This window comes from Methylotuvimicrobium sp. KM2, assembly GCF_038051925.1.
Lineage (GTDB): Bacteria > Pseudomonadota > Gammaproteobacteria > Methylococcales > Methylomonadaceae > Methylotuvimicrobium.
In genome coordinates this window covers 3,511,605-3,533,122 of record NZ_CP150634.1, presented here as the reverse complement: position 1 = coordinate 3,533,122, position 21,518 = coordinate 3,511,605, and the positions used below count along the sequence as shown (strand labels likewise).

Here is a 21,518-nt window from a genome sequence, read left to right as displayed (position 1 = left end):
CGAATCAACAATAACAGGCCATTAACGGGAGGTTGAGCATGCAGTTTTTGAAGGCTTTTACTATCATTCTACTGATATTTCCATGCTTATGTAGCAACGATGCGGTTGCGAAAGATAAACGGATCGAGGCTTACGACGCTAAAGGCCGAAGGGATTTTGGCCGGGATCTGGTGATAAGAGATGGAAAGGTCTATCAATCCGATAGTCGGGGCAGGGTTCTCCACGAGAAAGGCTCTATTCGTTTGAAAGACGGCGAGGAGTTCGATGGTCAAGGACGCAAGACAGGCAGACGCTATAATGCCTCAGGCTTTGAATGAGAGTGGTTTAGTGAAGATATCAGCAATTCTCAATTTAAGCAGATAACCATAAGAGCTCTCAGTGTGGAATGGGGATATTCAAGCCATCAAGCATAAATTCCATCAAATGTTGCCAGCTATCAAAACAAAAATAGCGGGTGAGCGCCCTTAAATCGTTAAAAAACGTCTTGCGGCTGGACAATTCTTCACGCAGCAAGCGATAGCATTGATCGAACCATTGCAACAACGTATGAACCAGAAAAGCTAGAATGATCAGACTGGCTAACAAGGCCGCGAGGTGCTTTTTACCGTGCCCGAAGTTATGCGCGAAGTTATATCCCTTGGTTTTCAATGTGTTGTTATTTTCGTTTTCGATCTTCCAGCGCGTACGACCGGCGCTGACGATATCGGCCACATTATGCGCGCCTAATGCGTAATCCGTGGCGAACGCATTGCGGTAAACGATATGACCTTGTTCATCGATGACCTCAATTTCGCACCAATTCACCAATAGGGCATCGTCGCTGTCGCGCAACGGCACTTGCTGAGCGATGCGGTAACGCTCGGTCAGTCGTTGCTTGCCTGTCCAGCGGCGTTTTTCGATCACTTCAACCTGCCCGAGCCGCTGAAAATCCTCCACCCACTCGTAGAGGGTTTTATGGGATTCCGGTTTGCACACCAGAATGAAATGCCGACCCTGTTGCTTGAGGTATTCGCAAAAAGGCTGTTTGCAATATAAATCGTCGCCTAAAAACGTCACGTTCGCCGGCAGGTGGCCGCCTTCGCGCTCCAACCAGCGCCGCGCGGCTGCCAGTTCATAATCTTGCTTATCGCTTCCGTCTTGCGGTGCGATAAGTTCGGGTGCCAACGGAATGACATCCGCTTGATGTGGCGAAACGATTACCGGGGTAACTGCGCTGTGAGCATAGTGGATAGCACCGTTCTTGAGTGTCTTCGTTGAGCAGCAGGCGCAATGAATCTTCTGCGAACTAAAATACTCCACCCCATCCAAGGCCACCAGCACACTATCACCCAGCACTTGGAACTCTTTGAGTTTGCCTTGCGCTTCCAATGCCTGCAGCACCCATCGGTACAGTGGCCATAGGGCGTCGGGTGACACCGCATCCAGCAGATTCCGAATCTGGTTGTCACTCGGAATTTGGTAGACTCCAAACAAACTCTGTGCGTTATTCTTGCCGCGCTCTTTTTGCATCGTCCGCTGATGATCCAGAAACGAGGGCGATTGCATAAAAAACACCGAAAAGGCGCTCAGTGCTGCATCAACCATACTGTATTTCTGGTAAACACCAGTCCCACTGCGACCGTCGGGCAAGGTTTCGAAGACTTGCCTGATTCGCTCGATCAAGCGAGCTTGCGTGAATTGTTCTTTTTCTTTAAAAGGGTAAGCCATCGTCCGTGTACGGATATGAAAAAATCAGCCCAGTTTACCAGCATGGGCTAAATTGAGAACTGCTGTGAAGATATCTCGCTACTTGCTTTATTGGATCTATTTGTTGCTTACTCTTGCTCGACAAGTGGGTCGCCTCAACCGCATTGTAGGTCTCCCTACGGCAACGTTTCCGGGCCATTGTGTCGTCACGAATGGGAGCCAAGCCTAACCGGGTGATGAATCCGGCTTTCGGGTGTAAGGCCCTAGGCTTGGCAAACTGGTTTATTGATAGATGTTTTTGCGGTGTCCTATTTCTAAAATCAGAATCAAGACTTCGTTGTCTTTGATCAGACAAACCAATCGATAATTGCCGACACGGTAACGCCACAATCCTTTTAAAGCACCTTGCAGGGCTCGTCCTGTTTGCCTTGGGTTATGCTGATTCGGCAATGTTTCTTTGATAAACCGCCAAATGTATTCGCGCTCGGTCTTGTTGATCTTGCCAAGCTGCTTAAGCGCCGGTTTGGATAATTCAACGGTCCAATTCATTCAGATACGCCTTAGCCTCATCCAGTGTGTAAGTGCGGTCTTCTCCGCTTTCGATCCGTTTCAATGCGGCTTCGGCGGCCTGAATGTCGTAATAGTCTTCAATTAGCTCTTGCAAGGCTTCGTGAATCAATTTTTCAGGTGTCGTGTGCTGCTGTGCGGCGATGGCTTGTAACGCTTGGTTCAGGTCGTCATTAATTTGGATTGTAGTCATTGGTGCGCCTCGATAGATTGTAATTTATGCGCTCTTGGCGAAAGGCAGGATATTCGATTCAGGCTTGCCGTCGATGCTCAGCTGTAACGCTGCCCCCCATTTCGCCATCGCCGCGCGTTTCTCCGGCAAATAGTCATAACGATCATAGTGTCGGTCGGATACATCATTCAAATGAGCAAAATCTTGAAGGCCAAAGTGCCTTTACCTTTAAATTGGCCGACGCGATGCAAATATGGCTTTTCTTTCGGTTTGAGTGCTTCCAATTCTTTGACGGTGATCGTAGACATTTGACTATACCTAGTGACTTGCTCTAAATGGCTAAATTTAGGCTGGGCAAAAACGGTAGATTTGAGTGTACATTATTGGACACTAATTTTTCAATAAATCAATATAATCAATTATCTATGATTTTTAGTTAGACTTTATAGGACTTCAAAAAACCCTATGCCAAGCGATTGTTAATCACTAGGTCGGCGGTTCGAGCCCGTCCGGGGGAGCCGAATAAGTCAAGGCCTGTAGAGTTTTTCTCTACAGGCCTTGACTTATTTGTAGTGCCTTTGAAAAAATACAGTGTTACTCCATAATTCCAACAGTCTCCCGGTGGGGGCGGTATCGGGTCGGAATAATCTGTACGACCTGTTAAGAACAAACTTCGCATCATCATTCAACATAGCTCATGGCCGATTTTACCTTTACTCCAGCCGATTATCCCGAGATTCGTCATCGTATGATGGATTTGAACAGCAGGATTTTCAGAAAGCTCACGAAGGACGATATTAAAACCTGCGGCAAGCATTTGGGGATTTGGCATCAAAAGACATTGATGGTCAAAAAAGAAAACGAAATGGACTTGTTTACCGATTATGCTATTTACGGCTATCTTCCAAACGGCTTCAACATGGCGGAGAAGTTCTTGCGTCTATTCAGTAAAGAAGCCGACGCATACGAACTTGAATTGCTTCGACGTATGGGCAACGCGCATTATGCGATTTACCGACTGGATGAAACGAATCGCAAAGATACCATCAAAGCGGAGAATGTATTCAGCAAATCGACTTTTCAGATTATCGATTACAACATGGCGAAAGCAACTAGTTTAGGAGTGGTTTTGGCGGGCTATTTGGTCGATTTCGATGACTTTTGGATTCAAACAGGTGGAACTGTTTTTCTCAGCAAAGAAATCCTCCAAGCGGAGCAGGTCAAACGGATAATTGACCGGATTGATGATAATGAGTTGAGTCATTTTCTGAACAAACCGGCAAACGGCGCCAAGCTGGCAAAAGCGATCTTTTCAGCGACTTTCGAATTGGATAAAACCTCCAATTTTGGGCATAGGCCGATTTAAACAGTCAATGATAGGCACTCGATCGGTCGTATATTCCGTCCGGAGTAAATAAAGCAAGGGCTTGCGTTAGCGCGTAGGCCCTTTTTTATTGACCGAATTTTTGATGGTCTCCCGGTCGGCATCGGGCGGAAATATCCCTACAGCATTCCGCAAAGCGTAACGGTGCTCAATCAATTGCATTGCGAAGCCTCGGTATCGAGTCGGTTGACTTTGCAGTCCTGAGAAAGCCACAAAAACCTTTCAAAGAAACATAACACTTCTGACATTGGGTAAACCTAAATGATCCCCTTCTGTTTCTATAGTAATGACAACGTTGAACCAGCACATATACACATTCAGCGGGGAGACATGTTAGCAAAACTTAGGTTGCAACCGATCGCTCTTGCAAGTTCAACTCGATACTCTCCCAAAAAATTGAGAAAGCTTGACCGGACAAGCCGGTGAGTGTGACGTTATGTTTTATCGTATTCCGTCAGATGTCCGTACGGATTGAATGTGTCTGAAATAAGGTCTACAATTGCCAATAATTACGGAATTGTTCCGTACATGGGAGGTATTATGGCTACAGCTCGTTTAGATATTCGACTTGACGAAGAAATCAAGGCTAAAGCGGAAAAAGCTTCAGCTTTGCTTGGGTTAAAAAGCCTAACAGAGTACGTTGTTAGGCTAATAAACGAAGACGCAACTCATGTTATTGAAAAGCATGAAAGTATTACAGTCAAAGACAGTGTGTTTGATGAATTTATTGCAGCGTGTGATAAAGTAAAAGCGCCCAATCGAGCTCTACTAGATGCTGCTAAATTTGCAGAAGAGAGCGGCATTAAGTGAGTTGGGGCAAAGAGTTCGTAGAACTCAGTAAATCAAAACATGATCGCAACTCGTTTGATTGTGGTGTGCAAGAGCTAAACACGTTTATCAAAACTCAAGCAGTAAGGCATAGGGATGCGGGGATCAGCCGCACAATGGTTTTACCAAGTGCCTACCCATTATTAAACCAACAGTTTGCCATTTGCGCATTTTATAGCATTGCTCCAAGTTCAATTAGTCGTGAGACACTGCCGGCACAACTTGCTAAAAAACTTCCTAAATATCCGGTACCTGTTTTCTTACTCGCACAATTAGCGGTGCATAAAGAGTTTCATGGTGCGGGACTTGGTAAAGTTTGCCTTATTCGCGCGTTGAAATACTTGTGGGATGTGAACCATTACATGAGAGCTTATGCAATTGTTGTCGACTGCTTGACCGATTCAGCACAAGCGTTTTATGCGAAGTTCGGCTTCGAGGTTTTGTGTGAACACAATGGACGCATCCGTATGTTCTTACCGATGAAAACGGTAGAACAGCTTTTCAGCCAATAGGTTACGAACAAAACAAAGAATTTAAGAGGGATAGCCAACTCAGGGCACTACAGCCTTACAACCCGGCAAGACAAACCAAACTAAAAACAGGGACCCAATGTTCGAACAAACCTTCAAAAATATCGACGATGTACTCTGGAAAGAGGCCGGCTGTACCACCGAGCTGGATTACACCGAGCAGACATCGTGGATGCTGTTTCTCAAATACCTGGATGATCTGGAGCAGGACAAGGCCATGCAGGCCGAGCTACAGGGTAAAAACTATGAATTCATCATCGATGCGCCGCACCGCTGGTCCAGCTGGGCGGCACCCAAGGACGGCAAAGGCAATTTCGACCACAACAACGCCCTGACCGGCGATGACCTGATCGATTACGTCAATCGCGATCTGTTCCCTTATTTGCAGGGCTTCAAGCAACGCGCCAGCGGCCCGGCTACCATCGAATACAAGATCGGTGAAATCTTCGCCGAGATCAAAAACCGCTTCACCAGCGGCTATTCGCTGCGCGATGCGCTGGAATATATCGACGCGCTTCGGTTTCGCTCACAGAAAGAAAAGCACGAGCTGTCGCATATCTACGAAGCCAAAATCAAGAACATGGGCAATGCCGGGCGCAACGGCGGCGAGTATTACACGCCACGGCCACTGATCCGCGCGATGATTCAGGTGGTTAACCCCAAAATCGGCGAACGCATTTACGATGGCGCCTGCGGTTCGGCGGGCTTTCTCTGCGAAGCCTACGACTACCTGCGTTATGGCGGCTTTGAGGATGTGGATGGCAAGGGCGCCAATCTCAGCACCGACCAGCTCAACACGCTGCAAACCACTACCTTCTACGGCAAGGAAAAGAAAAGCCTGGCTTATGTGATTGCCATTATGAACATGATTCTGCATGGCATCGAAGCGCCGAATATTATTCACACCAACACCCTGGCCGAGAATATCAGCGATATTCAGGAAAAAGACCGTTTTGACGTGATTCTGGCCAATCCGCCCTTTGGCGGCAAGGAGCGCAAAGAGGTGCAGCAGAACTTCCCGATCAAGACCGGCGAAACCGCCTTTCTGTTCTTGCAGCACTTTATTAAAAACCTCAAAGCCGGTGGCCGCGCGGCGGTGGTGATTAAAAACACCTTCCTCTCCAATTCCGACAACGCCTCCAAAGCGCTGCGCCAGGAACTGCTGGAAAACTGCAATCTGCACAGCATTCTCGACTGCCCCGGCGGTACTTTTTTAGGTGCGGGGGTCAAAACCGTGGTGCTGTTTTTCGAGAAAGGCGCACCGACCCGCACTATCTGGTATTACCACCTCGACCCCGGCCGCAGTCTGGGCAAGACCAATCCGCTCAACGACAACGACCTGAAAGAATTTGTACAACTGCAAAAAACTTTTGCCGATTCCGACGAATCCTGGAGCGTGAGTATCAATGACATCGACCCGGCCAGCTTTGACCTGTCGGTGAAGAATCCCAATAAGGTAGAAGAAGACCCGCTACGTGATCCGGAAGTGATCATCAACGAGATCGAAACCCTGGATGCGGAGAGCGTGGAGATACTGGAAGGGATTCGGGGGATGTTATGAGGGGGAACTGGGAAGTCAAAAAGCTCGATGAACTATGTGATATTGCTCGTGGTGGATCGCCAAGGCCAATTAAGGAGTTTTTGACAGATGAACCTGAGGGAGTCAACTGGATAAAAATCAGTGACGCTACAGCCAGCTCAAAATATATTTATGAAACCAAACAAAAAATAAAGCCAGAAGGAATAAGGCGATCACGCTTGGTCCATGATGGGGATTTCCTGTTATCAAACTCGATGAGTTTTGGTCGTCCTTATATTATGAGGACATCCGGGTGTATTCACGACGGATGGTTAGTGCTTGGTAATATATCTGAGTCATTAAATCATGACTATCTTTACTATTTCCTTGGTTCTCCAGAGGCATATCAACAATTTGATGATAGGGCTTCTGGCTCAACAGTAAGAAACTTGAACATTGATCTTGTTCGTAGTGTACAGATATTGGTACCACCGATAGAAGACCAAAAACGCATCGTCGCCATTCTCGATGAAGCCTTTGCCGGCATCGACACAGCGATAGCCAACACCGAAAAAAACCTCGCCAATGCCCGTGAGTTGTTTGAAAGTTATTTGAATTTGGTTTTTACTCAGCGAGGTGATGGCTGGGAAGATAAAGAGTTAGAAGAAATAACCAGCAAACTTGGCGATGGCTTGCATGGAACTCCAAAATATACGCCAGATGGTGAATATCACTTTATTAATGGCAATAACTTAAATGATGGGGTGATCGAGTTTAAAGAAAGAACGAAAAAAGTTTCTTTTGAAGAATTTGAGAAATACAAAAAAGAGCTTAATGAAAGAACAGTATTGGTCTCCATTAACGGTACTTTGGGTAATGTGGCATTTTATAATAATGAGAAAGTTATCTTAGGAAAAAGCGCTTGCTATTTTAATCTTATAGATGGCGTCGAAAAGGCGTTTGTTAAATATGTGATACAGAGCCCGTATTTTCTGAGTTATGCTCATCGTGAAGCTACTGGTGCAACTATCAAAAACGTCTCTTTGAAATCTATGCGGAAATTTAAAGTGCCTTTACCGTCAGTGGAAAAACAAAAAGAATTAGTAGTTTTGTTAGATGGGTTGTCCGCTGAAACTAGGCGTCTCGAGTCTATTTATCAACAAAAACTCAACTCACTAAACGAACTCAAACAATCCCTACTCCAAAAAGCCTTCTCCGGCGAACTCACCGCAAAACCTGACATACTCATAGATGGTAATTATTCACACCCCCTATCGTTCCCACGCTCCGGCGTGGGAATGAAGACCGAGACGCTCTAGCGTCTCGTACCGCTGGAGCGGTACCCAGGCGTTCCCATGCAGAGCGTGGGAACGATAATTTCCGGGGGACTGAATAGTTACCATAGATGAGGCGGTGGCATGATTTTTGTAGCTGTTTCTCCGAAGTATCAGATTGTAATTCCTAGAGAAATTTGCGAATCTATGGGAATTGTTCCAGGGCAAAAAGTCCCGGTCAAGTCATATCAGGGGCAAATCAAAGAATAGTCAGGGAAAATGATGAAAAAGCAGAAGCTCCTCCAAAAGATATTATTAGGAACAAAAAATGTGCGTTTTTCGGAAGCAGTGGCGCTTGCTGAGGCATTCGGTTTTCAACTAGACAGAGTCAACGGGAGCCATCACATTTTCATACATGCGGACATACCGGAATTACTGAATCTTCAAAATGTCAAAGGGAAAGCAAAACCTTACCAAATTAAACAGATGCTGCAATTGATTGAAGCACACAACCTCCAAATTGGAGAAGAATGATGAAAGACTATCATATCAATATCTTTTATAGCGAAGATGACGAGGGATATATCGCTGATATTCCGGATCTTAAGGCGTGCTCAGCTTTTGCTGAAACACCGGCTCAAGCCTTGGCAGAAGTGTTGGTAGCCAAAGAGAGTTGGTTAGCCGCTGCAAAAGCAAACGGAAAGCACATTCCTCCTCCAAAATATCGTCCGGTTATTTATGAGATTACATAGAAATGCCGATCAAGTCGCTGCACCTGGCCGGCTCATTGCTGAGTTCCGCAGCTGTTGCAACAACTGCCGCAAATGACACTGCTAGTAAATGCTTGTGAAGCTTCGCTTGTCATCAAAAAAACACTTGATGCCGGTTTGATTAAAATTGCCGATCCCGATCCCGATCCCGATCCCGATCACCCTCGCGCCGGATAGGCCAAAGCGGGGTGAGTCCAGTGCCGGTTAACCCAAACGTTATGTCCTCATTGCCTAGCAGTCTCAGCGCTGACTTGTGATAAAATCATGCAATATATTTTCTGTCTGAGGTAAATACTTTGGAAATACAGTCACTTACAATATCTGAGCGAATTATTCTAGCCGAAGCTTTGTGGGACAGCGTAATCGCGGAAGATGCGAAAATTGAACTCACTGAGTCCCAGAAGGAGGAGCTAGACCGGCGATTGAAAACGTTCGAAATCGACCAAGATATAGGTTCTCCGTGGTCAAGTGTGAAAGCGCGAATACTTTCAAAGTAACGTTCATGAAGGTCTGGCCATCGCCCCAGCACATGAAAGTCCTTTGGTGGGGAGGGTGCGGTCACTCGCCCGACAGGACGCCGTGAATACGTCCATGTAGGCTCGACGGCGGCTCCCTGCCGCCGACGCCTGTCGATCGAGCAAGCGCACCCTCTCCGGAACCGGCATTGCCAGAACGGAGTTTTGCATATCGAAAAATTAGACAAAGAATCCAACTTTATGAAGAAGGTATGGGGTGTGGCTAGCGAGGATGTCGGCAGCAGGGCAGATTTTTGCTCCTGCAAAATCTGCATTCACGCCATCCTTGGCGTTTGATTGCTGCCGTCAAGCCCCCAGGGATGGGTTCACGGCGGTCCTCGATAGACACATCCCATACCTTTTATTCTTAGACGGTTATTCAATCCAAAGGGAGTATGAAGAGAAGAGAGAGGGGCTTGGCTACGATTTTCTCCTATGTGTTGAAGAGGCTTCAAAATCCTGCCCTCCGTGGCACTGGATTCCGCCAATCCCTGGCGGAATGACGGGGCAAGGGCTTAACTTAATGACAGTGAGTTGCTGTGGGCAAACAAGAAAAGGATAGGAAAACACCTGATGAACAAAGTTGGCCTTAATGAAGCAGAGACGCGTTCCGAATTGATCGACCCCGCGTTAAAAGCCGCAGGCTGGGGCGTGGTGGACGGCAGCCGGGTGCGGCGTGAGGTGATTACCCTGGGGCGCTTGCAAGGTGCGGGCAAGCGCGGTAAGCAGGACATTGCCGATTATGTGCTGTTCTACAAAGGCCAGAAGCTGGGCGTTATCGAGGCGAAAAAGCAAAGCCTGGCCGATACCGAGGGCGTGGCACAGGCCAAACGCTACGCCGAGCGTCTGCAAACCCGTTTTACCTATTCCACCAATGGCGTCGGCATTTATCAGATCGACATGCACACAGGCAAGGAAGGCTATGTCGATCGCTACCCCACGCCCGATGAGCTATGGGCGCTGACCTTCGCCAAACCGAACCCCTGGCGTGAGCGTTTCGGCGAAGTGCCGTTTGAAGACAAGGGCGGTTTCTGGCAGCCGCGTTATTACCAGCACAATGCCATCAATAACGCCCTGGAAGCCATTGCCGAGGGCGAGCAACGCATATTATTGACGCTGGCCACCGGCACCGGTAAAACCGCGATTGCCTTTCAACTGGCCTGGAAACTGTTCCACAGCCGCTGGAATTTGAGCAGAGAACCCAATCGACGGCCGCGTATTCTGTTTCTGGCGGATCGCAACATTCTGGCCGATCAGGCCTACAACAGCTTTTCCGCGTTTCCGGAAGATGCACTGGTCCGCATTGATCCGGAAACCATCCGCAAGAAAGGCCAGGTGCCGAAAAACGGCAGCCTCTTTTTTACCATTTTCCAGACCTTTATGTCGGGCCGGGATGAAGAAGGCAATTCGCTGCCCAGTTTTGGCGAGTATCCGCCGGACTTCTTTGATTTGATTATTATCGATGAATGTCACCGGGGCGGTGCCAATGACGAGAGCAACTGGCGCGGCATTCTGGAATATTTCTCGCCTGCCGTGCAGTTGGGTTTAACCGCCACGCCCAAACGCAAACACAATGCCGATACCTATGCCTATTTTGGCGAGCCGGTGTATGTCTATTCATTGAAACAGGGCATTAACGACGGTTTCCTTACCCCGTTTCGGGTGCAGCAGATTGCCACCACGCTGGATGATTATGTGTACACGCCGGATGACACCGTCATTGAAGGCGAAATAGAAGAAAGCCGGCGTTATACCGAAGATGACTTTAATCGGGTGATCGAGATTAAAGAGCGCGAAGCCTACCGGGTGAAACTGTTTATGGACATGATTGACCCGAACCAGAAGACGCTGGTGTTTTGCGCCACCCAGGAACATGCCCTGGCCGTGCGGGATTTGATTAACCAGTATAAAACCGGTAGCGATCCGAATTACTGCGTGCGGGTAACCGCCAATGACGGCGCCGAGGGCGAGCGTTTTCTGCGCCTGTTTCAGGATAATGAAAAAACCGTCCCCACCATTCTGACGACATCGCAGAAGCTCTCCACCGGAGTGGATGCGCGTAATATCCGTAATATTGTGCTGTTGCGCCCGGTGAACTCGATGATCGAGTTCAAGCAGATTATCGGTCGCGGCACGCGCCTGTTTGACGGTAAGGACTATTTCACCATTTACGATTTTGTAAAGGCCTATGAGCACTTCAACGACCCGGAATGGGACGGCGAGCCGTTGGAGCCGGAAGTCTGCAAACGCTGCGGCAATATCCCCTGTACCTGCGCGGTGACAACGCCCGAGCCCTGCAAAATATGCGGCCGGACCCCGTGTGAGTGCGATCAGCCGGAGCCGGAACTTTGCCCGGATTGCGGTGAATCCCCTTGTGTCTGTAAGAAGACAGTTAAAGTGAAGATCAAGCTGGCCGATGGCAAAGAGCGATTGATTCAACACATGAGTTCCACCAGCTTCTGGGGGCCGGACGGAAAACCCCTGTCAGCCGCGCAATTTGTCGAGCGCTTGTTTGGCCAACTGCCGGAATTATTCAAGAACGAAGATGAACTGCGCCGCCTTTGGGGCCAGCCACAAACCAGGAAGAAACTGCTTGAAGGGCTGCAAGAACGTGGTTACGGCATGGAGCAGTTGCGGGAAATCGGCAACATGATCCATGCCGAGAAAAGCGATCTCTATGATGTGCTTGCCTATATTGCGTTTAATCAGCCGCCGCTCAGCCGCGCCGAGCGTGTCGAATCGCATCGTGCGACTATTTTTAGCCATTACAAGGATTACCCGCAACAGGAATTCCTTCAGTTTGTGCTCGGCCACTACGTTGAACGCGGTGTCGGTGAATTGGACCTGGAAAAACTGCCGCAGTTGATCGAACTGAAATACCACAGCCTCCACGATGCCGTTAACGAACTGGGCGAGGTGAAGCACATTCGGGAAGTGTTTGTGGGGTTTCAGCAGGATTTATACTGAAGGCGATGTTTGTTCTGGAGCTCACAAGGCGTTCCATTACCGCCGGTGAGCTTGGCGTTAACGTCGGCTATGGAAGCTATGGATTGCCAATGCTGAAAATCAAATTATGGCCGTTACCCGCTACAAAAAAAGCCGTTAGGTTTTTGATTTATGATAAATCCTCAGGAAAAGTTTTTGCACGAACGAGGTCTTTATCGGAAAGAAAGGGAGGCAGACCTGATCCACTTACGCAAATGGTCGCGAATCAACAACAATAGACTATTCACGGGAGGTGGAGTATGCAGTTTTTAAAGACTTTTATTGCCGCTTTACTGATGAGCGCATTGTTTCCGTAAATGTTGAGAGTATTTATGACTGATTCCAGATATCAAATCCGTCCGATGGCCTGTCATGAAGTGACGATTGCGATCGACTGGGCCGCTAGCGAGGGTTGGAATCCGGGGCTTTATGACCATGATTGTTTTTTTTCCGCTGATCCGGACGGGTTTTTAATCGGTTTGTTGGACGATGAACCGATTGCCTGCATTTCAGCGGTGAAATACGGCGAGACGTTTGGTTTTCTCGGCTTTTACATCGTCAAGCCGGCATACCGGGGGCAGGGCTACGGCATTCGGATATGGCAAGCGGCGATAGATCGTATACAGGGGCGCACCATCGGCTTGGACGGTGTGGTCAGCCAACAGGGCAATTATCAAAAGTTTGGCTTCAAGCTGGCGTACCAGAATATTCGCTATCAAGGGTTTTCGGGCGCTTCGCAATCAATTGCCCCTGCGATTGTCGATGTGATGGCTTGTGACTGGCAAGCCCTCATGGATTATGACCAATCGGTTTTTACCGTTGATCGTTCCGCCTTTTTATTATCCTGGCTCAATCAACCCGATAGCCATGCGTTGGCCTATCTGGAATACGGCCAAATTGCCGGTTACGGCATGGCAAGAAAATGTCGAACAGGCTATAAAATCGGCCCTTTGTTTGCGCAAACAGAATTGCAAGCCGAAGCCTTATTGCAGGCGCTGCAAACCAGATTGCCAAAAGGCAGTCCGTTTTTTCTCGATATTCCGGCAATAAACCCGAGCGCAATGAACTTGGTTAATCGTTATGCCATGCAACCGGTTTTTGAAACCGCCCGGATGTATATCGGATTAGAGCCGCCGGTGCCGATTGACAAGGTCTATGGCGTCACCAGCTTTGAGTTGGGTTAAGTTTCGTGCTGGCAGTCGCTGGAGCGCATCGACCGCACCCGCCCGGTGCTCGGCGCCTTGCAAAAGAGGTTGATCGTCGAATACCAAGGTCAGACCCGGTCATTCGGAAAGAGCCAATTGCACCACAACCTGTACCTGGTCGATGCTGTGCTGATTGAGGGCAAGCCGCTGAAAATCCTCTACCCACTCGTGGAAGGTTTTATCCTAAATTCGGCAGTTCAACCATGAAGCACATGAAGTTCATGAAGTATTTCAATAGATTACCTAAACATTGCAGCTAACCTTTCGGGTGAGCGAAAGTTGTTCATAAACGAATGACAAGTTATTGAGTTAACTTCTTATTCTTCATGATCTTCATGGTGAAATGCTTTTTCTAGGTTTATGGGATTCCGGTTTACATGCCAGAATGACATGCCGACCCTGTTGCTTGAGGTATTCGCAAAAAGGCTGTTTTCAATATAAATCGCCGTCTAAAAACGTCACGTTCGACCTACTCCCTTTATACTCAAAAATTAGTTAACTTTATGAAGGTATGGGGTGTGGCTAGCGAGGATGTCGGCAGCAGGGAACGCTGCCGTCAAGCCCCCATGGATGGGTTTACCCAGCACCTAAATTCCATAGTCCATTGGCTATGGTCAACTATCTGAGATAATTTAGGTGCTGGGTGAACGGCGGTCCTCGATAGACACATCCCATGCCTTTTATTCTAAGACGATTTTTCAATCAAAAGGGAGTAATTAGCCCTGGCTTAGAACCGCATTGAAATCTTGCTTTGAGTCAGTCAATAGTAAGGTACTTTTGTTACAGTCCTTGAGCTGGAATGGGAATAAGAACCAATTTTTATCATTGAACTTCAAGAAATCATGACAAAAAAGCCGAATTTCAAGAACCATGAGACTGGCATTCCTTGTATATCCAGCAGGTATTGGAAGACTTGCTGGTCGACAGAGATGGATTATCCACTCAACAAGCTCAGGAACTTCTTAAAACTAGTGGTTCGAACCGTTTGCCATCGCCAAAACACGGGAGCATTTACTTCGTTTTCTGCTAGGAGAAAAGCATGAGCCAAAGAAATCGTTCGCAGTGGAGGGTTGTGCTCTTAAGTGGCGCTTTGTTTGTCGCTCTAAGCATTTGGCTTTTTGTCGAGTTTTGGCGCTATGCCGGCGAATATGATAGGAATCCGTCTCACCGCAACTTAAAGAACCAATTGATGCGTCGAAAGTCAGACTCGATGCAAGATGTGCTCGATGCGATCGTTCGGGGTAGACTCAACCGTGTCAATGCCGCAGCCGTGGACATGGAAAGGTACGCCACCGCGATTGATGGCTATCTGTCTACAGACGTCTACGAGAAGCATGGCAAGTCCTTTAATGAAGCCATACACGACCTGAAACGAGCAGCTGCACAAAGCGATGCAGAACTGACTAAGGAGGCTGCGCTTAGGCTCGAGCGATCCTGCTTGGAATGCCACATGCTGATCAACGCGCACAAGGGCCAACAGGTACAGGGCAATGAATAAGTGAAGGCCAAAAATATAGGAAATTTAAGGGCATTTTCGAGCCTATCCTTGGGCAAACGCCACTCCAAGCCGGTCTCTTCGAGAGACCGCGTACCTTTGGTCAGGCGCAGTTTGAACAAATTCGCTAAGCCTTTCAGTTCTGCTTCATGCATTTTGGCTTCGGTTCCCCAGTCGCGGTCGCCTCGGATCAATGCCGTCCAGTGTGTACGCGGCAAGCGGTTTATGCCACCTCACTTCCTTCTATGTCGCTATCAAGATTTAATATCAACCTATGACTAAGCCACTTTTAACCACCGTAGACTTAGTCCGGCAGTACGGCGGCCCGGTGTCGCACGCTGCCCTAGATCCCTTACGCAGCACTTTCCATACTCCCGGTATTGACGGGCTGATCAGCTTTCTGCTTGTGCGAAGGTGTGCCGTTGTGTTTGGTGATCCAATCTGCGCGACCGAAGATAAACCTCGCTTGACCGACGCCTTTGCCAGCTATTGCGCAGGCAAGGGCTGGTCTATTTTGTTTGTCGCGGTAACGGCCGATTTACAAGTCTATACCCGCGATCGAGGATATGCATCGATGGAATTTGCCAGTCTGCTTATGGCCGATCCGCAGAACGATCCTGAAGCAGGCCCGCAGGGCCGCCACCTGCGCCAGCACCTCAATCATACGAGGCGGACAGGGGTAACGGTGCGCGAGTATCAGGGGGAGATAGACGCCCAGATGAAAGCCCAAGCACAGGCAGCTTGCGACGCTTGGTTGGATGCCCGGCATGGGCCGCAAATGTATTTGGGCCGACCCAGGCTTTTCGATGATAAGGTGGGCCGCCGCTGGTTCCTTTGCGAACGGGCCGGCAAGGTAGTGGGCTTTCTTTCAATGCTACGGGCAGGCGGTTTGGAGAGTCAATACCTGATCAATATCGTGTTTTCTGCTCCCAATGCCCCATTGCACACCAACGAACTTATGATAGTTACAGCCCTGCGGGCACTTCGGGAAGAAGGTGTCGATTCGGTCTGCCTGGGGGTCGGGCCGCTGAAGGCACTGGGGCGTATTGAGGGTTACGGCGCCATCGTTGAGTTTCTGTCTCGCAGGCTTTACCGCTTAGCGGCTAAACTGATGCATCAGCACGGCAAAACGGTATTCTGGGAAAAGTTCGGGATAACGAAAAGGGAGCCTTTATACCTGATTTTCCAATCGTCTCGCCTCAGGCCGACCGAGCTTTATGCCTTGTTACGGGCCTTTAATTTTTCCGTGACGGGTTAAGCCTTTGCTACGCGAAACCTGGCGTGCACGGAAGTCGCCTTTGGCAAAACCGGCCCGCCCTGGAGGTGCTGGACGAAAAAACCAACGGTAGCGCGCCTTGCCGTGATGCGCACTTGGCGCGAATCCGCCGTGCCGCTTCGGCATATGCCATAGCCGAATCTGTCCGGCTGATCCAGCATCTGCACATGGTCAGCAGCTTTTAGTTCCAGTTCAATGGTTCCAGCCGGCGCCTGCTCGAAGAAACGCAGATAATTAGTCGCCAGCGGAGCGCAGACGCTGGAAGCCCGCCATCCGACTTCTGCACCGATCAACAGCAAGGGGGCCTTCAAGCTGGCAAGCAGACCATGTACCACCGAAACGTTACCGTTGTCGTCGGGATCGATGGCCACTACGCTGGCAAATCCACCATACTTTGCAGCGGCCATTATCGCATTCTTACCACCCATCGAATGACCAGCGATGCCGATTTTTCTCGAATCGACCCCCTGATCCTTGATTAGCCAATCGGCTATGATTTTCGCATCATGGGCCAGTTCGAGGTCGCTTCTGAAAAGCGAATACCAACTCCGCACGGCCACGACAAACCCACGGGAGGCCAGCGCACGGGCGTAGCTTTCATACTGGTCGTCCGTGGCCATGCGGCCCGGCAAGAAGACAATAGCGGGGGCCGGTGTCTGAGGAGGACTCTTAGGTTTATAAAGCACGACCTCCAAGCTTTCGTCTTGAATCGGAACTTCTAAGCGCGCGGCATGCACCCGCTGCTGGCCGGGGCCGGCCAAGTCGCCATTTGACATGCCTCTGGCATCATCTGCAAGTCTATCGAATGGCAGTTGTTTCCAGAAGCCACTGCAACTAATCTCAAATATAAGTAGACTCGATAAAAAAATAGCGCGGGAGATAGATCGATATTTTCGCATTACTGAGGAATAACTATGAATATACCTTTCGTACTTCAAAATTCGGCAGTGCCTAAGGAGGCACCGGGGTGCTCGGCAAAGGCTTTGCCAGCATGGAGCTGGCATAGAGCCTACATGGATGTATTTACCCAGCACCTAAATTATCTATGTAATCAATCATGCCCAATAGGCTATGGAATTTATGTGCTGGGTTTACGGCGTCCTTTGACGGGCACCCCGGCGCCGAATTTTGATCTCCGATAGGTTATAAATACTAAAGAGGAAAGAAACACACGAATAAGCCATAATACTTAAATATCCAAGCAAAGACATCATGGAAGATTTCATCAATATAATTTTTCCTCAACAATAAACATGACATTCAACATAGCTAAAAATTCCCGTTAGCGTGTTGGACGCAATGAAATACCGAGTTCGTCAAGTTGTTCGACTTTAATTGCGGAATGGTAACTATTCAGTCCCCCGGCAATTATCGTTCCCACGCTCTGCACTCATCGTTATACATAAGTCAAAAATTACCGTTTTGCAATCTTAGCTATTGAGTCCTCGATACTATTTTTTTGTCGCCCAACGTTCCCGACTTCGAAATCGCGATCTGGGGATCGCTCCCACAGAGCATCCGACCCCTTGTGGGAGCGACGCCTTCGTCGTCCCTCACCTAACGCTAGGTGAGGGAAAGCCACTGATGTTCAATATTCACAGATTTATTAAACAGCACCGTTTCCAGGTATACGATGACCTCTGTTTAGTAAGTTTACCGATACTTGTGTATAACGGCGAGCGCTCTGCGTGGGATTACCTGAGTACCGCTCCAGCGGTACGGGACGTCAGAGCGTCTCGGTCTTCATTCCCACGCCGGAGCGCGGGAACGATAGGGGTGTGAATAATTACGCGGAATGTGTATCTGTCATGGTGTCGTGGCCCGAGTTATTCTTTGGAAATGCAATAACATCCCTAATGGAATCAGCGTCTGTAAACAGTGCACATAGCCTAGTTAGACTGGTATCTTCTTCATCCGGAAACCCTTTAAGAGAAGCTCTGCTGGTGTGCAGTAACAAGTACTCATGGGTTCGAAAAAACAATTATTTTGTCGACTATTATTATACCTTTTGCACTTCAAATTTCGGCAGTGCCGGAGGAGGCCTCGGGGTGCTCGGTAAAGGCTTTGCCAGCATGGAGCTGGCATAGAGCCTACATGGACGTATTCACGGCGTTCTTTGACGGGCACCCCGAGGCCGAATTTTCATCTGCGATGATGATATGGACTCCTCTCACTCTGTTGGTGTCAAATAGCACCTTAGTAAAAAACAAAACAAGAGGAGTCCGAGATGAATACTAGCGTAATTGGTTTAGATATCGCAAAGAACATTTTTCATCTGTATACGTTGAATGCGGATAATAAAGTCATCAAGAAAAAACTCAAACGGGCGCAAGTCTTGACCTTCTTCGCCAATTATCCGGTCAGCACGATTGGTATCGAGGCGTGCGGCAGTAGCCATTATTGGGCTAGAGAATTAACTAAACTGGGCCATGAAGTGATGTTATTGAACGCGAAGTTTGTCAAGAGCTTCGTGGTCGGCAACAAGAATGATTTTAACGATGCCCAAGCGATTTTTGATGCGGTCGGCCGGCCCAATAAGCGGGTGGTGTCGATCAAAACCGAAGTACAGCAAGATATGCAACTGCTTCATAATCTACGCCAGGATCTGGTCAAACGACGAACTGCTGTAGTGAATCAGATTCGTGGAGCCTTGCTGGAGCGCGGCATTGCCATTCACAAAGGGGTCGATCAAGTCAGAAAACAATTGCCTGATATTTTAGAAGATGCCGAGAACGGACTAACAGCGCTGTGTCGAGAGCTGATTGCGGAGCAAGCCGAACGGTTAAGAGAATTGGATAAGGCGATTAAGGAGCAAGACAAACGGCTTGGCAGGCTCAGTCAAGCCGATGCATTAAGCCGACGTATGCTGGATGTTCCCGGGGTGGGTCCGATCACCGCCACGATTGTGGCATCTGATATCGGGGACGGCAAAGGCTATGCCAGTAGCCGAGATTATGCAGCGAGTCTGGGCCTGGTTCCCGGGCAGCATAGCAGCGGCGATAAACCCCGCTATCTGGGGATCAGTAAACGGGGTAATCGTTATATCCGAACCAACTTAATTCATGGTGCACGCGCGGTGGTCAAAAACTGTGCTGGCAAAACAGATCAACTCAGCCAGTGGCTGCAGTCGCTGGTCGAGCGACGCGGCTTTAACAAGGCCGCGGTTGCCCTGGCCAACAAAAACGCCCGCATCTTGTGGGCAATGACCACGAAAAATGAAGCTTATCAAGGGGCGCCTGCCTAACGCGGGCTTCGGGCCGGGTTATCCACCCTTTGCCCACCGGCTCCGAGCTAGAGAAGAGAGCTCTCCGCCCGTGGACAAAGCGTGGATAACCCTGATGAGTGCGATTGATTTAACCGAGTACACAAGATTGCGGAGGCAAGTAGACAATCATTGATGACAACAACAGGTCAGACCGGTGCTTTTACAACCCGATATACTCATAGGTTCTTAAGAAACCGTTACGATGGTTGAGGAATAGGCGCGCGGATAGATTCATCAGGAGTCCTGAGGCAATAAAGCCTCTGTTGAGAGACCGGATATATGGCTGCAATCTTGATCTCTGTTTTGACATCATTTTTTGAAAACTTGGCTTGCAATAAACGAGGAGTCCATATATGAGTATAGCTATTTAATTGTTCGTCGCAAAGAGCGAGAAGCATGACAATGAATCTTCTTAAACAAAAATGTTAGGAAATCGCCATGTCCAACCCGTTAAAGCCCGCTAACGACTCCCTATTTAATCGCTTTTTCAATACTCCTTTAGATGAATTGCTGACGGATCATAAGGATATCGACGCACAAGAGCGCGTACTGAAATTGTTTCAACGCTGTGCGGCTGAAGTCCCCGCTTATCGTCATTTTCTCGACTCGCGGCAAATCAATCCGGGCGACATAACGACTTATCAACAATTCAGCCATTTGCCGCTGATGGGCAAAAGCGATTATATGCAGTCGTACCCTTTACCGGATCGCTGCTTGGGAGGAACCCTGACGGGATCTGATCGTGTGGCGGTATCTTCCGGATCTACCGGTCGGCCGACTTTCTGGCCTCGCTCCGCCGCTTACGAACTGGATGTGGCACTACGCTTCGAGCAAGTTTTTCGCGACAGTTTCCGCGCGCACGAAAAACGTACCCTGGCAATCGTTTGTTTTGCCCTGGGCAATTGGGTCGGCGGTTTGTTTACGACCTCCTGTTGCTGGCACCTAGCCCAAAAAGGTTATCCTTTGATGGTGGCGACACCGGGCAATAATAAAGCTGAGATTTTTCGAGTAGTCCGAGAGCTAGCGCCGCATTTCGAGCAAACGGTTCTGTTGGGTTATCCGCCATTCGTCAAAGACGTAATCGATGCCGGTAGTGCCGAAGGCATAAACTGGCACGCCTACCGACCTAAATTGGTATTTGCCGGTGAAGTATTCAGCGAGGAATGGCGTGAATTGATCGGCAAGCGCACCGGCTCGAACGCGCCGTGTTTCGATTCGGCTTCCTTGTACGGTACTGCGGATGGAGGCGTACTGGGTAACGAAACGCCGTTGAGCATAGCGATTCGCCGTTGGTTGGCCAAACATCCTACTGCCGCGCGTCAATTATTCGGCGAATCGCGCTTACCGACGCTGGTGCAGTATGATCCAATCAGCCGTTTTTTCGAAATGCATGAAGGGACTTTAGTCGTATCCGGTGAAAACAGCGTTCCTCTAGTTCGCTATCACATCGCCGATAAAGGCGGATTAATCCCATACGATACGATGTGGGCATTCCTCGAATCGCAAGGCATGAGTTCTTCAAGCGGTCTGGGGCTGCCGGAGAATTTTCAGCCGCGAAAATTGCCATTCGTTTTTGTGTTCGGCCGTGCCGACTTTACCGTATCCTATTACGGCGCCAATATTTATCCTGAAAATGTTTCGGTCGGTTTAGAAAAGCCCGACATCATGCGTTGGGTCACCGGTAAATTCGTTTTGGAAACGCAGGAAACCAGTGAGGGAAATAAGGTTTTGCATATTGCCGTAGAATTATTACCCGACATCAAGGCGACCGAAGCCATGGCGCCGGCGATCGCGGACTCGATTCGTCGGGAATTATTACGCCTGAACAGCGAATTTGCTCATTACACGCCAGCCGAAAGACAGCGGCCCAAACTGACTTTACATGCCTTTGCCGATCCCGACTATTTTCCCGCAGGCGTGAAACATCGTTATACGCGAAACTAATTGCATATCTCTTGCCGGTTAGCCGGAGCCGTAACCCGACATGTCGATGGACAAAATGTCGGGTTACGCTTGCGCTAACCCGACCTACGCTACTGGAGCTTGG

At 48.9% G+C, this 21,518-nt stretch carries 21 protein-coding genes; 16 read left to right on the top strand and 5 right to left on the bottom strand.

Features of this window, described 5'->3' with window-relative positions:
- Positions 1-38 precede the first annotated feature (38 nt).
- On the top strand, positions 39-317 hold the full coding sequence (locus WJM45_RS14835) for a hypothetical protein (RefSeq protein ID WP_341325856.1): 279 nt from the start codon (positions 39-41) through the stop codon (positions 315-317).
- Positions 318-375: 58 nt separating this feature from the next.
- On the opposite strand, the gene WJM45_RS14830 is transcribed toward WJM45_RS14835, so the two are convergent.
- From WJM45_RS14830 to WJM45_RS14815, 4 genes are all read right to left on the bottom strand, one after another.
- A complete protein-coding gene (locus WJM45_RS14830; RefSeq protein ID WP_341325855.1) occupies positions 376-1,707 on the bottom strand; it encodes an ISNCY family transposase in 1,332 nt (443 codons plus the stop codon).
- A gap of 261 nt (positions 1,708-1,968) precedes the next feature.
- On the bottom strand, positions 1,969-2,235 hold the full coding sequence (locus WJM45_RS14825) for a type II toxin-antitoxin system RelE/ParE family toxin (protein ID WP_341325854.1): 267 nt from the start codon (positions 2,233-2,235) through the stop codon (positions 1,969-1,971).
- Positions 2,219-2,446 (bottom strand): DUF6290 family protein, encoded by a 228-nt coding sequence (locus tag WJM45_RS14820; protein WP_341325853.1) that lies wholly within the window; start codon positions 2,444-2,446, stop codon positions 2,219-2,221. The genes WJM45_RS14825 and WJM45_RS14820 overlap by 17 nt, the downstream gene beginning before the upstream one ends.
- 24 nt (positions 2,447-2,470) lie before the next feature.
- Positions 2,471-2,617, bottom strand: coding sequence for a hypothetical protein (locus WJM45_RS14815; RefSeq protein ID WP_341325852.1), 147 nt, complete (start codon positions 2,615-2,617; stop codon positions 2,471-2,473).
- Positions 2,618-3,122: 505 nt separating this feature from the next.
- On the opposite strand from WJM45_RS14815, the gene WJM45_RS14810 reads away from it, so the two are divergent.
- The 13 genes from WJM45_RS14810 to WJM45_RS14750 all read left to right on the top strand — a co-directional run bounded on the left by WJM45_RS14810 (position 3,123) and on the right by WJM45_RS14750 (position 16,188).
- Positions 3,123-3,791 carry a hypothetical protein gene (locus WJM45_RS14810; protein WP_341325851.1) on the top strand — a complete coding sequence of 223 codons (669 nt, stop codon included), beginning with the start codon at positions 3,123-3,125 and terminating at the stop codon, positions 3,789-3,791.
- Positions 3,792-4,349: 558 nt separating this feature from the next.
- Entirely contained in the window at positions 4,350-4,619 is a 270-nt protein-coding gene (locus WJM45_RS14805; RefSeq protein WP_341325850.1) for a DUF1778 domain-containing protein, read from the top strand.
- Positions 4,616-5,149, top strand: coding sequence for a GNAT family N-acetyltransferase (locus WJM45_RS14800; protein WP_341325849.1), 534 nt, complete (start codon positions 4,616-4,618; stop codon positions 5,147-5,149). The genes WJM45_RS14805 and WJM45_RS14800 overlap by 4 nt, the downstream gene beginning before the upstream one ends.
- Positions 5,150-5,246: 97 nt before the next feature.
- Positions 5,247-6,728 carry an N-6 DNA methylase gene (locus WJM45_RS14795; protein ID WP_341325848.1) on the top strand — a complete coding sequence of 494 codons (1,482 nt, stop codon included), beginning with the start codon at positions 5,247-5,249 and terminating at the stop codon, positions 6,726-6,728.
- Positions 6,725-8,005, top strand: a complete 1,281-nt coding sequence (locus WJM45_RS14790) for a restriction endonuclease subunit S (protein WP_341325847.1) — start codon at positions 6,725-6,727, stop codon at positions 8,003-8,005. Before WJM45_RS14795 ends, WJM45_RS14790 begins: the two co-directional genes overlap by 4 nt.
- 234 nt (positions 8,006-8,239) lie before the next feature.
- Positions 8,240-8,494, top strand: a complete 255-nt coding sequence (locus WJM45_RS14785) for a type II toxin-antitoxin system HicA family toxin (protein ID WP_341325846.1) — start codon at positions 8,240-8,242, stop codon at positions 8,492-8,494.
- On the top strand, positions 8,491-8,712 hold the full coding sequence (locus WJM45_RS14780) for a type II toxin-antitoxin system HicB family antitoxin (protein ID WP_341325845.1): 222 nt from the start codon (positions 8,491-8,493) through the stop codon (positions 8,710-8,712). Before WJM45_RS14785 ends, WJM45_RS14780 begins: the two co-directional genes overlap by 4 nt.
- A gap of 72 nt (positions 8,713-8,784) precedes the next feature.
- Entirely contained in the window at positions 8,785-8,907 is a 123-nt protein-coding gene (locus WJM45_RS14775) for a hypothetical protein (protein WP_341325844.1), read from the top strand.
- 119 nt (positions 8,908-9,026) lie between these two features.
- Positions 9,027-9,227: an addiction module protein gene (locus WJM45_RS14770; RefSeq protein ID WP_125218743.1), complete on the top strand. Its 201-nt coding sequence runs from the start codon at positions 9,027-9,029 to the stop codon at positions 9,225-9,227.
- Between the two features lie 591 nt (positions 9,228-9,818).
- Positions 9,819-12,212, top strand: a complete 2,394-nt coding sequence (locus WJM45_RS14765; protein ID WP_341325843.1) for a DEAD/DEAH box helicase family protein — start codon at positions 9,819-9,821, stop codon at positions 12,210-12,212.
- A gap of 350 nt (positions 12,213-12,562) precedes the next feature.
- Entirely contained in the window at positions 12,563-13,414 is an 852-nt protein-coding gene (locus WJM45_RS14760) for a GNAT family N-acetyltransferase (protein WP_341325842.1), read from the top strand.
- Between the two features lie 1,060 nt (positions 13,415-14,474).
- Positions 14,475-14,933, top strand: a complete 459-nt coding sequence (locus WJM45_RS14755; RefSeq protein ID WP_341325841.1) for a hypothetical protein — start codon at positions 14,475-14,477, stop codon at positions 14,931-14,933.
- Between the two features lie 271 nt (positions 14,934-15,204).
- On the top strand, positions 15,205-16,188 hold the full coding sequence (locus WJM45_RS14750) for a DUF2156 domain-containing protein (RefSeq protein ID WP_341325840.1): 984 nt from the start codon (positions 15,205-15,207) through the stop codon (positions 16,186-16,188).
- Here WJM45_RS14750 and WJM45_RS14745 read toward each other — a convergent pair.
- A complete protein-coding gene (locus WJM45_RS14745) occupies positions 16,185-16,982 on the bottom strand; it encodes a hypothetical protein (RefSeq protein ID WP_341325839.1) in 798 nt (265 codons plus the stop codon). The genes WJM45_RS14750 and WJM45_RS14745 overlap by 4 nt on opposite strands.
- A gap of 1,451 nt (positions 16,983-18,433) precedes the next feature.
- On the opposite strand from WJM45_RS14745, the gene WJM45_RS14740 reads away from it, so the two are divergent.
- Both WJM45_RS14740 and WJM45_RS14735 read left to right on the top strand, forming a co-directional pair.
- On the top strand, positions 18,434-19,450 hold the full coding sequence (locus WJM45_RS14740) for an IS110 family transposase (RefSeq protein WP_341325838.1): 1,017 nt from the start codon (positions 18,434-18,436) through the stop codon (positions 19,448-19,450).
- A 459-nt stretch (positions 19,451-19,909) separates the two neighbouring features.
- Positions 19,910-21,415 carry a phenylacetate--CoA ligase family protein gene (locus tag WJM45_RS14735; RefSeq protein WP_341325837.1) on the top strand — a complete coding sequence of 502 codons (1,506 nt, stop codon included), beginning with the start codon at positions 19,910-19,912 and terminating at the stop codon, positions 21,413-21,415.
- The last annotated feature ends 103 nt before the right edge of the window (positions 21,416-21,518 follow it).